This is a genomic window from Amycolatopsis sp. WAC 01376, from assembly GCF_003947415.1.
Classification (GTDB): domain Bacteria; phylum Actinomycetota; class Actinomycetes; order Mycobacteriales; family Pseudonocardiaceae; genus Amycolatopsis.
On record NZ_QHKL01000013.1, the window covers coordinates 147,157 to 160,597 of the forward strand.

The 13,441-nt window shown below is 68.1% G+C and carries 13 protein-coding genes and 1 pseudogene; 9 read left to right on the forward strand and 5 right to left on the reverse strand.

What is annotated here, in order from left to right; genetic code table 11:
- Positions 1-72: 72 nt before the first annotated feature.
- Positions 73-675, reverse strand: coding sequence for a TetR/AcrR family transcriptional regulator (locus DMH03_RS40570; protein WP_125797309.1), 603 nt, complete (start codon positions 673-675; stop codon positions 73-75).
- An 88-nt stretch (positions 676-763) separates the two neighbouring features.
- On the opposite strand from DMH03_RS40570, the gene DMH03_RS40575 reads away from it, so the two are divergent.
- Positions 764-1,813 carry an NAD(P)-dependent alcohol dehydrogenase gene (locus DMH03_RS40575; protein ID WP_125797310.1) on the forward strand — a complete coding sequence of 350 codons (1,050 nt, stop codon included), beginning with the start codon at positions 764-766 and terminating at the stop codon, positions 1,811-1,813.
- A gap of 574 nt (positions 1,814-2,387) precedes the next feature.
- Here the strand turns inward: DMH03_RS40575 and DMH03_RS40580 are convergent.
- Both DMH03_RS40580 and DMH03_RS40585 read right to left on the reverse strand, forming a co-directional pair.
- Positions 2,388-3,275: a CPBP family intramembrane glutamic endopeptidase gene (locus DMH03_RS40580; RefSeq protein ID WP_233611881.1), complete on the reverse strand. Its 888-nt coding sequence runs from the start codon at positions 3,273-3,275 to the stop codon at positions 2,388-2,390.
- Between the two features lie 56 nt (positions 3,276-3,331).
- Positions 3,332-3,904: a TetR/AcrR family transcriptional regulator gene (locus DMH03_RS40585; protein ID WP_125797312.1), complete on the reverse strand. Its 573-nt coding sequence runs from the start codon at positions 3,902-3,904 to the stop codon at positions 3,332-3,334.
- 75 nt (positions 3,905-3,979) lie between these two features.
- Here DMH03_RS40585 and DMH03_RS40590 point away from each other — a divergent pair, with 75 nt between their 5' ends.
- Positions 3,980-5,719: an ABC transporter ATP-binding protein gene (locus tag DMH03_RS40590; protein WP_233611879.1), complete on the forward strand. Its 1,740-nt coding sequence runs from the start codon at positions 3,980-3,982 to the stop codon at positions 5,717-5,719.
- 5 nt (positions 5,720-5,724) lie between these two features.
- Here the strand turns inward: DMH03_RS40590 and DMH03_RS40595 are convergent, their stop codons facing one another.
- Positions 5,725-6,483 (reverse strand): sigma-70 family RNA polymerase sigma factor, encoded by a 759-nt coding sequence (locus DMH03_RS40595; RefSeq protein WP_125797313.1) that lies wholly within the window; start codon positions 6,481-6,483, stop codon positions 5,725-5,727.
- A gap of 121 nt (positions 6,484-6,604) precedes the next feature.
- Here DMH03_RS40595 and DMH03_RS40600 point away from each other — a divergent pair, with 121 nt between their 5' ends.
- The 5 genes from DMH03_RS40600 to DMH03_RS40620 all read left to right on the forward strand — a co-directional run bounded on the left by DMH03_RS40600 (position 6,605) and on the right by DMH03_RS40620 (position 11,515).
- Positions 6,605-7,285, forward strand: a complete 681-nt coding sequence (locus DMH03_RS40600) for a GNAT family N-acetyltransferase (protein ID WP_125797314.1) — start codon at positions 6,605-6,607, stop codon at positions 7,283-7,285.
- A 70-nt stretch (positions 7,286-7,355) separates the two neighbouring features.
- Positions 7,356-8,387: an L-threonine 3-dehydrogenase gene (tdh, locus tag DMH03_RS40605; protein WP_125786379.1), complete on the forward strand. Its 1,032-nt coding sequence runs from the start codon at positions 7,356-7,358 to the stop codon at positions 8,385-8,387.
- Positions 8,387-9,568, forward strand: coding sequence for a glycine C-acetyltransferase (locus tag DMH03_RS40610; RefSeq protein ID WP_125797327.1), 1,182 nt, complete (start codon positions 8,387-8,389; stop codon positions 9,566-9,568). Before tdh ends, DMH03_RS40610 begins: the two co-directional genes overlap by 1 nt.
- Complete coding sequence (locus DMH03_RS40615; protein WP_125797315.1) at positions 9,565-10,479, forward strand: LysR family transcriptional regulator; 915 nt, start codon at positions 9,565-9,567, stop codon at positions 10,477-10,479. The genes DMH03_RS40610 and DMH03_RS40615 overlap by 4 nt, the downstream gene beginning before the upstream one ends.
- A 40-nt stretch (positions 10,480-10,519) precedes the next feature.
- Complete coding sequence (locus tag DMH03_RS40620; protein WP_125797316.1) at positions 10,520-11,515, forward strand: TerC/Alx family metal homeostasis membrane protein; 996 nt, start codon at positions 10,520-10,522, stop codon at positions 11,513-11,515.
- On the opposite strand, the gene DMH03_RS40625 is transcribed toward DMH03_RS40620, so the two are convergent.
- The gene (locus DMH03_RS40625; RefSeq protein WP_125797317.1) at positions 11,512-12,075 is read right to left on the reverse strand and encodes a TetR/AcrR family transcriptional regulator; all 564 of its coding nucleotides are present in this window, start codon (positions 12,073-12,075) and stop codon (positions 11,512-11,514) included. The two genes, DMH03_RS40620 and DMH03_RS40625, sit on opposite strands and share 4 nt — an antisense overlap.
- Positions 12,076-12,156: 81 nt before the next feature.
- Between DMH03_RS40625 and DMH03_RS40630 the strand changes: the two genes are divergently transcribed.
- Both DMH03_RS40630 and DMH03_RS40635 read left to right on the forward strand, forming a co-directional pair.
- Positions 12,157-13,209: an NAD(P)/FAD-dependent oxidoreductase gene (locus DMH03_RS40630; RefSeq protein WP_125797318.1), complete on the forward strand. Its 1,053-nt coding sequence runs from the start codon at positions 12,157-12,159 to the stop codon at positions 13,207-13,209.
- 47 nt (positions 13,210-13,256) lie between these two features.
- Positions 13,257-13,441, forward strand: a pseudogene (locus tag DMH03_RS40635) (HNH endonuclease); the annotation flags it as partial.

Genomic DNA, 13,441 nt, shown 5'->3' on the forward strand with positions numbered 1-13,441 from the left:
CGAAAGGATTGCGCTTCGCATCCTGTCGGCGCGGGGAGCCCCGGTAATCGGACAAATCGGACGTGAATCACGTCACATTTTCGTGCGGCCCTCGATGGCGGCACGGGCCGCCTCGACCGACTTCCGGACGACGACTTCCGTGGAATAGCCCTGTTTCGTGAAGACCCCGTCCAGGTAGAACGTGCCGTAGCCGTGTGCCTGGGTGAACAACTGCTCCATCAGTTCCAGCCCGTCCTGTGGCCGATCGGCGACGGTGAGGCAGAGCATGACGAACTGGTCGGTCAGGCGGCGGGTCTGCTCGTGCAGGTCTGCGTGCTCCGGGCCTTGCAGCCCGTCGGCGTAGATGACGTTCATCCCGGCCCGGCGTTCGATCAGGTACTCCGTGTACGCGCCGGCGGCCGCGGCGAGCGCGGCGACGGGCTCGCTCTCGGCTTCGACGGCGTCGTGCACCTTGTCGGCCAGCTGGCAGGCGACGCTCGTCGCGGTCGCGGCCATCAGGCTTTCCTTGGTCGGGAAATGCCGGTACGGCGCGCCGGGGCTGACCTTCGCGCGCCTGGCGACCTCGGCGACGGAGAACGCGCCCGGTCCCTGTTCGGCGATCAAGTCGAGCGAGACCCGCACGAGTTCGGCGCGGAGGTCGCCGTGATGGTACTTGCCGCCCATGTCGTGGATCACACCGTCCCGGTCGCGGAATATGTAAGAGGCCTCTTACGCTAGTTGTAAGTGACCTCTTACATGGTCTCACTGTTTCTCGGAGGGTTTCATGACGACGACCACGCACGCCATCGCCGCGCCGTCCCCGGGCGCCGCACTGTCGCCGACGACCATCGAGCGTCGCGACCTGCGTCCGGACGACGTGCTGATCGACATCGCGTACGCGGGGATCTGCCACAGCGACATCCACCAGGTGAAGGAGGACTGGGGCAGCGCGATCTTCCCGATGGTGCCCGGCCACGAGATCGCCGGCGTCGTCGCCGCGGTCGGCTCCGGCGTCACGAAGTACCAGGTCGGAGACCGCGTCGGGGTCGGCTGCATGGTCGACTCCTGTGGCGAGTGCGAGTACTGCCTCGCGGGCACCGAGCAGTTCTGCCTCAAGGGCAACATCCAGACGTACAACGGAGTCGGCTTCGACGGCGAGAACACCTACGGCGGTTACAGCCGCCAGATCGTCGTGAAGGACGGCTTCGTCTGCCGGATCCCGGAAGGCATCAGCCTCGACGTCGCCGCCCCGCTGCTGTGCGCGGGCATCACCACCTACTCCCCGCTGAACCGCTGGGGTGCCGGACCGGGCAAGAAGGTCGCCGTCGTCGGCCTCGGCGGGCTCGGCCACATGGCGGTCAAGATCGCGGTCGCCATGGGCGCCGACGTCACCGTGCTCAGCCAGAGCCTGAAGAAGCAGGAAGACGGCCTGAAGCTGGGCGCGAAGGACTACTTCGCGACCGGTGACGCGTCGACGTTCCAGACGCTGCGCGGCCGCTTCGACCTGATCCTCAACACCGTTTCGGCGACGCTGCCCGTCGACTCCTACCTCGGCATGCTGCGGGTCGGCGGAGCCATGGTCAACGTCGGCGCGCCCGGCGAACCGCTGTCCTACAACGCCTTCTCGCTGCTCGGCGGCAACAAGGTGCTCGCCGGTTCGATGATCGGCGGCATCGCCGAGACCCAGGAGATGCTCGACTTCTGCGCCGAGCACGGCATCGGCGCCGAGATCGAGACGATCTCGGCCGACCAGGTGAACGTGGCCTACGACCGGGTCGAGAACAGCGACGTCCGCTACCGGTTCGTCATCGACGCGGCGACCATCGGCGCCTGACTTCCTCTGTCCGTGAGTGATTCGGGTCGAGGAGCAGGTCAGTAGTCGCCAGCCTGTGCCGGTGCTGACGATGTAGGGATCGGGACGTTCAGTGTCCCGATCCCTACATCGTCGCGAGTTCGCCTCGGACACGACCTTTCGTCGAACGCACGCGAATCAGTCGAGTGGGGAGACATAGACACTCAGCGGTCCGTGAGGGCCTCCTTCGCTACCCTGGCGGTCAGGGCCCCGGCAAAGTCGGTTGCCGCTGGTCGGTATGGCTCTTGGCGCTTCGAGCCGGGCATCGCCGACTGTCCGGCGGGGGCGGGCGGCCCCTGAATGTCCATAAGGGACACCCCTTGGCGGCTGAATGCCCGATTGATGCACCTATGTGCAGTTCTGCGGGAGGGTCGTGAGTGGCAATGAGCGTTCTAACGCTCATTGCCACTCACGACCCGGCCACAAAGCCGCACAAAGCACCCAAATCGGGCACTGCGCTCTCTCTTCGTGTCCTCTATGGACAGTCAAGAGCGCGCCGGCTCCATCACGTCGCGTTTGCCTTACCTCTCAATAACACCCACTACCTCGCGCCGCGTCACATCAGTAGCAGGGGCACGGTGTTCATCGCGGTGTGCGCGGCGATCGGTGCCCACAGGTTGCGGTAGCGCGACCACAGGTAGCCGGTGAACAGGCCGAAGAACCCTTGGAAGGCCACGATCGCGCCCAGCGTCAGCGGCAGTGATCCCTGCCCGTGCGTCGGCAGGTGCAGCCACGCGAACAGCAGCGACGTCAGCAGAATTCCCGGCCACCGCCCGAAAAGCGCCTCCAGCCGGGTCTGCAGCATGCCCCGGAAGAAGACCTCTTCGAGCACGTTCGCGGTGAAGAAGGTCAGCGTCGCGACCACCGCCAGGTACACCGGATCCGGGTAGTCCTCCGCGGTCGGCAGCGGCGGTGCGAACGGGCCGAGGACGTAGAGCCAGCCGAACACGAGTACCGCGGGAATCGGCGCGAGCCATTGCCACGTCTGCCGGGGGCGCCACGTGAGCCGGAACGGATCCGGTTTCCCTTGCGGGCGCAGGGTTCGCAGGAGAATCAGCGGCAGCACCAGGAATACGAGCGGCTTGGCGAGCCCCCAGATGTCGCGGACCAGGACCTGCTGTCCCGTAATGGACACGAGGAACAACGCCAGTGGCCACACAAGGGCGATGATCGCCAAGGCACCTGCTTGACGGCGCAGGGCGCGGCGGTCGTCCACCTCGGCGGGCAACGACGGTACGCGGAGCGGGATCGCGCGGACCAGCAGGATCCCCGCCAGCGCGGGAATCACCGCGCCCCAAAGGGAAAGCCGTTTGTCCGAGTCCGCGGACGGCTGGATCGTGCCGTTCCCGGTCGCCAGCAACAGTGCGGGTGCCGCGAGGAAGACCAGGAGACCGCCGATGAGGGCGATCCTGGCGGCTTCCGGGCGCGCACCGGTTTTTTCCATCACCGGGCAAGGATCTTCGAAGCGGGCGCGACCGCGCGTCATCACTTCGGAGGATTTCAGCCGGCCGCGATGACCTTTTCCAGGCTGCGCAGGCACAAGCTGAGCGCTTCGTGCTTCGGTGTCTTCTTCTCCTGCACCGCTTCCCATCCCGTGTAGAGCAGGGCCCACAACAGTTGCAGCAGCCATTCCTTCGACATCGCCGGGTCGATCGTGCCCTCGGCGTGCCCACGCTCGATCAGCCTCAGCAGCGACCGGTCGTCTTCGCTCTCGTCCTGCCATTCGGGGCGGGTCACCAGATCCGGCATGGTGAAGAGCAACTGGAAGACGTCGCCGAACTCGAAGTACTCCTGGCACAACCTCGCCAGCGCGGCCGGGGCCGGGCCTTCGTCGAGCCGTGCCCGCCGCGTGCCTTGGGAGACCTTGTCGAGAGCGTCGTGGCTGATGGCGTCGATGAGGTCGGAGCGCTCCGCGAAATACCGGTGCACCGTGGTGCGCCCGACGTTCGCGGCCGCCGCGATGTCGGCCAGCGTGGCGCTCGGTTGCTTCGTCAGTTTCTCGATGGCCGCGTCCAGGATCGCGCGCCGGGTCCTCGCCCGGACACCCGTCTCGGTGACCACACCCTCACTCATGGCCGGTACCGTACCTCGCTCGCCAATATGGAACTCGCTTGACGATTTTAGAACACGCATGTTCCATTGAGAACCATGGATACTCCACGATTGAAAGTGCTGTGGTCGTTCGCGCGGCCGCACAAGGGGGCACTCGCGATCGGCCTGGTACTCGCCCTGCTCGGCTCCGCGACCGGTCTCGCGACGCCCATGGTCACGAAATGGGTGCTCGACTCGCTGGGCTCGTCGGCGACGCTGGCCGGGCCCGTGCTGGCGCTGCTCGGCCTGATGCTGGTCGGCTCGGTGATCTGGCTGACGCAATGGATCCTGCTCGGCACGGTCGGCGAGCGGGTGGTGCTGCAGGCCAGGGAATCGATGGTGCGGCGGTTCTTCCGCGCGACGATCCCGGCGATCACGAAACGGCCGACGGGGGAACTGGTCACCCGCGTCACCTCGGACACCGTGCTGCTGCGCGAGGCGGCGTCGTCCAGCGTGATCGGGCTGATCAACGGCGTCGTGATGCTCATCGGCACCTTGGTGCTGATGAGCGTGCTCGACCCGGTGCTGCTCGCGACGACGGTGGCCGCCGTGCTCGTGGTGATCGCGCTGTTCGCGTGGCTCATGCCCGCCATCGCGAAGGAACAGGAGAAGGCGCAGGACCGGGTGGGCCGTCTCGGCGGCGTTCTCGAGGGTGCGCTGCGGGCGATCCGCACGGTGAAGGCCAGCCGTGCCGAAGACCGGCAGTCCGAGCGGGTCCTGGTCGACGCCGAAGCCGCTACCGTGCACGGCATCCGCGCGGTGCGGCGGGAGGCCGTCGCCTGGGTGGTGGCGTGGACCGGCATCCAGGGCGCGATCCTGGTGATCCTCGGCCTCGGCGCCTGGCGCGTCGGCGCGGGCCTGCTCGAAGTGTCGAGCCTCATCGCGTTCCTGCTGTACGCCTTCGCGTTGATGGAGCCGATCACCGAACTGAGCCAGAACATGACCACGTTGCAGGCGGGCATCGCGGCGGCGGGGCGCATCCGGGAGATGGACGCGCTGGAGATCGAAGAGGACACGGCGGCCAAGGCGCCGGAGACCGCGGACGGGCAGGACGGCCCGGTACTGGAGCTGCGCGGGGTGACCGTGAGCTACGGCGGCGATCCGGCACTGCGGGACGTGTCGCTGAAGATCCCGAGGCGCGGGCACACCGCGATCGTCGGGCCGTCAGGGGCGGGCAAGACCACGATGCTGTCGCTGATCATGCGGTTCGTGCTGCCGCAGTCGGGTTCAGTGCTGCTGGACGGGCGTGAGTACGCGGACCTGCCGTACGCGGACGTGCGGGCACGGCTGGCCTACGTCGAGCAGGAGACGCCGATCGTGCCGGGGACGATCAGGGAGAACGTCCTCTGCACCCATCCGGACGCGACCGAGGAGGAGGTGCGGCGGGCACTCGGCGAAGTCCGGCTGAGCGACAAGATCGCCGCACTCGACGACGGCCTCGACACCCCGCTTTCGTCGACGTCGGTGTCCGGAGGGGAACGTCAGCGGATCGCGCTGGCCAGGGCGATCCTGCGCACGCCGGACGTGGTTCTGCTGGACGAGGCGACCGCGCAGGTCGACGGCCGGACCGAGAGCGCGATCCACGACTGCATCCGCCGGCTGGCGCGCGACGGGGCCGTGGTCACCGTGGCGCACCGGCTGTCCACGGTGATCGACGCGGACACCATCGTGGTGATGGAGGACGGCCGCGTGCGGGCCAGCGGCAGCCACGAACAGTTGCTCGCCACCGACACGCTGTATCGCGAACTGGTGGAGGCGCTGCGGATCGCGGGGGAGGGCGCGCCGGTCCCCGGCTGATCCGCTCAGGCGGAGACGGCGCGGACTCCCGGCGGCATCTCGCGGTTGATCTCGTCGAGCCGGGTGGCGACGGTCCGGCAGGGTTCGCAGTCCACCAGATGCGCGGCGATCAGATCCGCCCGGCGGCCCGGCACGCCGCCGCGGAGCCACGCGCCCATGCGGCGCCGTGCTTCCCGGCAGCACGGCGTGCCCGCATCGGGGACCTGCGCCTGGAGGAAGGCTTGGCGTAGTCCTTCGCGGGCCCGCAACGCCAGGACGGAGGCACCGTTGGGCGACACGCCCAGCAGCGGGGCCACCACCTTCGGCGAGTCTCCTTCGGCCTCGGTCCGCCACAACACGGTCCGCCAGCGGCCGGGGAGCGCGCAATAGGCGCGCCACGCCAACCGGGCGTTCGAGCGGCTGATGAGCAGTTCCTCCGCGTCCACGGCCCCGGCGGCCTGTTCGACCGCCGGGGTCGTGCCGTACAACTCGACCCGTTTGTGGTGATGGCTCCACTTGGCCGCGAGATTCCGGATGGTGACCGCGAGATAGGGGCGGAGGTTCTCTCGCGGGCCGCCGCCCGCGCGAATGACGCTCAGGACACGCACGAAGGCCTCGGCGACGAGGTCGTCCCGTTCGGCGGGTTCGGCGACCCAGCCCGCCGCGATCCGGCGGAGCGGCTCGGCGTGCCGCCGGAACAGCGCTTCGCCGGCGGCGATGTCGCCGGCACGGAAGGCGTCGAGCAGTGTGGCGTCCACTGCGTCCTGCCCGGCGTCGTCCCTCATCACGGCCACCGTAACCCGGACGCGGGCCGATCGCGACGACCACGATGTCATCGATCCCGGCCTGCCGTGTCCGGGATGTGGGAGCGGGAATGAACGGCGGCCCGCCGATGTCGGATCCGGTATGGCCATCCCTTTCGACGACCCGGCCTGGGAGTCGCTGACCGGGCCGCACGCCCACTTCGCCGAAGGCTTCGGCCAGGTCCTGCGCTACCAGGTCGACGTCGCCCCGTTCTTCGCCCTGCCACCCGAACCGGACGAGGGCGTGTGGGCCGACGTCGCCGCGTTGGCGGGTCCGGGGGCGACGGTCACCGTCCACACCGCACTGCCTGTCCCGGACGGCTGGGAGATCCTCGGCAGGATCGCCGGGGTCCGGCTGGTCGACGTCGCGCTCGAAGCCGCCGAAGACCCCGAAGCCGTCCTGCTGGGGCCGGACGACGTCCCGGAGATGCTGGACCTCGTCGAGCGGACCAAACCCGGGCCGTTCCGGAAACGGACCATCGAATTGGGGACATATCTGGGAATCCGGCGTGGCGGCGAACTGATCGCGATGGCGGGGGAGCGGCTGCGCCCACCCGGCTGGACCGAGATCAGCGCCGTCTGCACCGACCCGGCGTATCGCGGCCAAGGACTGGCGACCCGGCTCGTCCGCGCGGTCGCGGCCGGGATCCGGGCCCGCGGCGAGCGCCCGATGATGCACGCGGCGGCGACGAACACCCCGGCCATCCGCCTGTACCGGTCGATCGGCTTCGAAGTCGTACCGCGGCCGGACTTCGTTTCCGTCCGGGTGCCGGGCTCCTTGTGAAGTTGCTCTAACGAGGGATTTCAGAAACTCGCGATGGACTGAACAGCACGGCCGGGCCAGACTTCGCGCCATGAAGGCATTGGTCAAAGCCGACCGAGCACCCGGGCTGGAACTCACCGACGTGCCGGACCCCGCCGTCGGCCCCGGCGACGTCGCCGTCCGCGTGCTGCGCGCCGGGATCTGCGGTACCGATCTGCACATCGACTCCTGGGACGACTGGGCGGCGCGCACCATCGCCGCGCCGCTGGTCATCGGGCACGAGTTCGTCGGCGAGGTGGTCGAGATCGGCCGGTCGGTGACGACGGTGAAGGTGGGCGACCTGGTCAGCGGCGAAGGCCACCTGGTCTGCGGAAGCTGCCGCAACTGCAAGGCCGGGCGGCGTCACCTGTGCGCCAGGACCAAGGGCCTCGGCGTGCACACCGATGGTGCCTTCGCGCAGTACGCCGTCCTGCCGGAGATGAACGCCTGGGTGCACCGCACCAAGGTCGACCTCGACATCGCCGCGATCTTCGACCCGCTCGGCAACGCCGTGCACACCGCGCTGTCGTTCCCGGTCATCGGCGAGGACGTGCTGGTCACCGGCGCCGGCCCGATCGGCATCATGGCCGCCGCCATCGCGCGCCACGCGGGCGCGCGCAACGTCGTCGTCACCGACGTCAGCGAGCACCGCCTGGAACTGGCCCGCAAGGTCGGCGTCGACCTCGCGCTGGACGTCTCCACCTCGACCATCGCCGACGCGCAGGAGCGGCTCGGCATGGCCGAGGGCTTCGACGTCGGCATGGAGATGAGCGGGCGGCCCGAGGCGCTGCGCGACATGATCGCGAACATGTCCCACGGCGGCCGCGTCGCGCTGCTCGGCCTGCCCGCCTCCGACGTGTCGGTCGACATCGCCGCCGTCGTGCTGAAGATGATCCAGATCAAGGGGATCTACGGGCGCGAAATGTTCGAGACGTGGTACTCGATGTCCGTGCTGCTGCAGGCAGGGCTGGACATCTCACCGGTGGTCACCCACCGGTTCGGCTACACCGAGTACGAGAAGGCGTTCGCGACGGCCAGGGAAGGCCGTTGCGGCAAGGTCATTCTGGATTGGACGGAGAACTGATGTACGGCGCGATGCGCGACGACCTCAAGGCCGGACTCGCCGAGATCCGGGAAGCCGGGCTGTACAAGGGCGAGCGGGTGATCCAGGGGCCGCAACGGGCTTCGGTCAGTGTCGCCGGCGGCGACGTCCTCAACTTCTGCGCCAACAACTACCTCGGCCTCGCCGACCACCCCAAGCTGGTCAAGGCCGCGCAAGAGGCGCTGGACCGGTGGGGCTTCGGCATGGCGTCGGTGCGGTTCATCTGCGGGACGCAGCAGCCGCACAAGGACCTCGAGGCGAAGCTTTCGGAGTTCCTCGGCACCGAGGACACGATCCTCTACAGCTCCTGTTTCGACGCCAACGCCGGGCTCTTCGAGACGTTGCTGACCGATCAGGACGTCATCATCTCCGACGAGCTCAACCACGCGTCGATCATCGACGGCGTCCGGCTCTGCAAGGCGAAGCGGATGCGCTACCGCAACCGCGACGTCGCGGACCTGGAAGCCCGGCTGAAGGAGGCGTCCGGCGCTCGGTACCGGATGATCGCCACCGACGGCGTGTTCTCGATGGACGGCTACCTCGCCCCGCTCGACGAGATCTGCGAGCTGGCCGAACGCTACGACGCCCTGGTGATGGTGGACGACTCGCACGCCGTCGGCTTCACCGGTCCGACCGGCCGCGGCACGCCCGAGCTGTTCGGCGTCCAGGACAAGGTCGACGTGCTGACCGGCACCCTCGGCAAGGCCCTCGGCGGCGCGAGCGGCGGCTACACCTCGGGCCGCGCGGAGATCGTCGAGATGCTGCGGCAGCGTTCGCGCCCGTACCTGTTCTCGAACTCGCTCGCGCCGTCGATCACCGCGGCCGCGCTCGCCACGCTGGAGCTGCTGGACTCCTCCAGCGAACTGCTGGGCAAGCTGCGCGCCAACACCGAGCTGTTCCGGCGCCGGATGACCGAGGCCGGTTTCGACCTGCTCCCCGGCGAGCACCCCATCATCCCGGTGATGATCGGCGACGCGGCCAAGGCCGGGAAGATGGCGGATCTGCTGCTCGACCAGGGCATCTACGTGATCGGGTTCTCGTACCCGGTGGTCCCGCACGGCAAGGCCCGGATCCGGACGCAGATGTCGGCGGCGCATTCGACGGAAGACGTGAACCGTGCCGTCGACGCGTTCGTGACAGCAAGGTCCATGATGGACGAATGATCGATCCGCGACGGCTGCGGGTACTGCGCGCCCTCGCCGACCACGGCACCGTGACGGCGGCGGGCCAGGCGCTGCACCTGACGCCGTCCGCGGTCTCCCAGCAGCTGGCCGCCCTCGAAGCCGAGTGCGGCCAGCAGCTGCTTCGCCGCCGAGGGCGCCGGGTTTCGCTGACGCCCGCCGGTGAACTGATGGTGGTGCACGCCAATGCCGTCGCCGCCGAACTGGAACGGGCGCGGGCCACGCTGGCCGCGCTCGATTCCGGTGTCCAGGGCATGGTGCGGCTGGCGAGTTTCGCCTCCGCGATCACGATGGTCGTCGCGCCGGCGATCGCCGCGTTGCGTGCCGGTTCGCCAGGGGTCTCCATCCAGGTGCAGGACGTCGAGGGGCATGCGAGCATCCCGCTGCTGCTCGACGGCGAGATCGACCTGGCGATCACCGAGGAGTACCGGCTCTCGCCACGAACGGATGAAAGCAGGCTCACCCGGTTCCCGTTGTACGTGGAGCCGTTCGACGCCGTGCTGCCCACCGCGCACCGGCTCGCCGAAGCGTCCGAAGTGGACATCGACGAACTCGCCGACGACGACTGGATCGCGCCGAAGCCCGGCAATCCCTGCCGAGACGTGCTGATGATCGCGTGCGCCAATCCGGAGATCCGGCACGTCTCCGACGATTTCCACGCGATCACCACCTTGGTCGCCGCGGGCGAGGGTGTGGCTTTGGTGCCGCGCAACGCTTTCACCGCTGTTCCCGGCGCGGTCGCCGTCCCGCTGCGCGGCGAGCCGCCACTGCGCCGCGTGTTCGCCGCGGTCCGGCGGGGAAGCGCGGACCACCCGCTGCTCAAGACCGCGCTCTCCGCGCTGCTGGACGCGGCGCCCGGTCATGCGCATGCGGACCGGACGAGCCGCACTTAAGATCCTCCTCACCTGCCGTCGAAGGAAAGACAGGGTGCGGATGCTCCAGATCGATGGCCTCACCTGGATCGTCACGATCGGGCTGGTGCTCGGGCTCCTGGCACTCGACCTCGTCCTCGCGGCCGTGCGGCCGCACAAGGTCGGCTTCGGCGAGGCGGTGGCCTGGTCGGTCGGCTACATCCTGGTCGCGGTGGCGTTCGGCGTCTGGCTGACACTCGCGCACGGCGGCGACTTCGGACAGCAGTACTTCGCGGGTTACATCGTCGAGAAAAGCCTGTCGGTCGACAACCTGTTCGTCTTCGTGATCATCATGACGACCTTCGCGGTACCCGAGGAACATCAGCACAAGGTGCTCACCTTCGGTATCGTCGTCGCGCTGATCATGCGCGCGATCTTCATCGCACTCGGTGCCACGCTGCTTTCGTTGTTCTCCTTCATGTTCCTGCTGTTCGGGCTGCTGCTGATCTACACCGGCATCCAGCTCTTCCGGCATCGCGACGAAGATCCGGACGTCGAGAACAACGTGGTGGTGCGGACCGCGCGCCGCCTGCTGCCGCTGTCGAATGAATACGACGGCGGCAAGCTGTTCACCCGCGTCGAGGGGAAGCGGGTGGGCACGCCGCTGGTGGTGGTGCTGCTCGCGATCGGCGGGATCGACCTGCTGTTCGCGCTCGACTCGATCCCCGCGGTCTTCGGGGTCACCGACGAGCCGTATCTGGTCTTCGTGGCCAACGCCTTCGCCCTGCTGGGCCTGCGTGCGCTGTACTTCCTGGTCAAGGGCCTGCTCGATCGGCTGGTGTACCTGTCCGCCGGGCTCGCGATCATCCTCGGGTTCATCGGGATCAAGCTGATCCTGCACTGGGCCCACGTGGACATCGACGACAGCGTCCCGGAGATCTCGACGCCCGTGAGCCTCGCGGTGATCATCGGCATCCTCGTCGTGGTGACGGTGGCGAGTCTGCTCAAGACCCGCAAGGATCCGTCCGCCAAGGCACATCCGGGCTCGCTGCGCGGCTCCCGACCCGAAGAGGACTAGCGCCAGCCGTCCGTGAGCAGGTCGAAGATCCGCTCGACGTCCTTCCGCGGATCCCGCCTGCCCCGGGTGAGCGCCGGAATGTCCAGTACGAATCGCGCGAGCGCGTGGCAGGCGATGTCGTCGGTGTCCACGCCGACGTCCTCGGCGATGGCGGCGCCGAGGGCCTTGGCGTGCCGGGTCCACATGCGCTCGCCGTACTCCTGGAGCGCGGGGGTGCCGCTCACCAGCGCGGTGAACCCGGCGTACTGGGGATGTGCCGTGAGCGGCAGCCATGTGGCGAGCACGTACTCGCGCAGCGCCTCGACGACGCCCTGGTCTTCCGGCCGTTGCCGCACGGCGGCGATCAGGTTCGCTTCCCGGTCTTCGGACTCGTCGAAGACCAGCGCTTCCTTGCCGGGGAAGTGTTTGAACAACGTCGTGGTCGACACGTCGGCCGCCTCGGCGATGTCGCGGATGCTCACCTCGTCGTAGCCCCGCTCCAGGAACAACTTCAGTGCGGCGTCCGCCAGCGCCTGGCGGGTGGCCGCCTTCTTGCGTTCACGCCGTCCCGGTGTCTCCATGAACGCACTGTACCGCATGAGTTGTCACAGTCACTAAGTTGACTCGTTGCACTTTTTCACTCGTTCTGCTTTTCTGGGGCCATGACGATCAGCATCATCGGAGCGGGTCCCGGCGGCCTGACCTGTGCTCGAATCCTTCAGAAACACGGCATTCCCGTGACGGTCTACGACCGAGACCCGCATCCCCAGGCCCGTAATCAGGGCGGCACCCTCGACCTGCACGCCGACGACGGGCAGCTGGCCCTGCGAGAAGCCGGCCTGCTCGCCGAGTTCTTCGCACTCGCCCGTCCCGAGGGGCAAGAGATGCGCAAACTGGATCCCCTTGGGCGTCTCTTGGAGCACCATGTGCCTGCCGAAGGGGAGATGTTCAAACCGGAGATCGACCGCGGTCAGCTCCGTGGTCTGCTCCTTGACTCGCTGGAGCCGGACACTGTCCACTGGGGACGGACGCTGGATCGGGTCGAGGCCCCCGGGCGCCTGCGGTTCATCGACGGAACGACCGTCGAGACGGATTTGGTCATCGGCGCCGACGGCGCCTGGTCGCGGGTCCGCCCGGCGGTTTCGGCCGCTGTGCCCGAGTACGCCGGGATCACCTTCCTGGAGGCCTGGTTCGACGACGTCGAGAACGCGCACCCCGAACTCGCCGAACTCGTCGGCCAGGGCAGCGCGATGGCCGCCGACGGCGATCGGTGCCTGTTCGCCCAGCGCAATAGCGGCGACCACATCCGGGTCTACATCATCCAACGCCTGCCCGCGGACTGGATCGGGTCGAACTCGGAGGTTCGCGGCCGGCTGCTCGATGCGTTTTCCGGCTGGTCGCCCTCGATGTTGCGGATGATCACCGACAACGACGGCCCGTACGTCGATCGCCCGTTGTACGTCCTGCCCGTCCCGCACACGTGGGAGCACATGCCGTGGGTGACCCTGCTCGGCGACGCCGCCCACCTGATGCCGCCGCTCGGCGTCGGCGTCAACCTGGCCATGCTCGACGCGTGCGACCTCGCTCTCGCGCTGGCAGGCTCCGCCAGTATCGGCGAGGCTGTTCGGGCTTATGAGGCAACAATGTTGCCGCGATCGGCGGAAATCGCGCGACAGCTGGAAAACGGTGCCGCGGGGTTGCTCGATCTCGATTGATCTCTCTGTGATCCGAAACTGTCGGTGGCCGGTTGTAGGTTCTGTGTGTGGATACTTCTAACGCCATTGTGGCGCTACTCAAGGAAATGACCGAGTCGGATGTGCTGAAGGAGGTCAACGGTTCGCTGGATTCGTTGGGGGATAAGGATGTTGTGGATGTCGCGGTGGCGGCGTCGGAGGGGATCGCGCGGTTGGAGGCGGTCCGGTTCCGCGCTATCGCACAGTTGGGTCG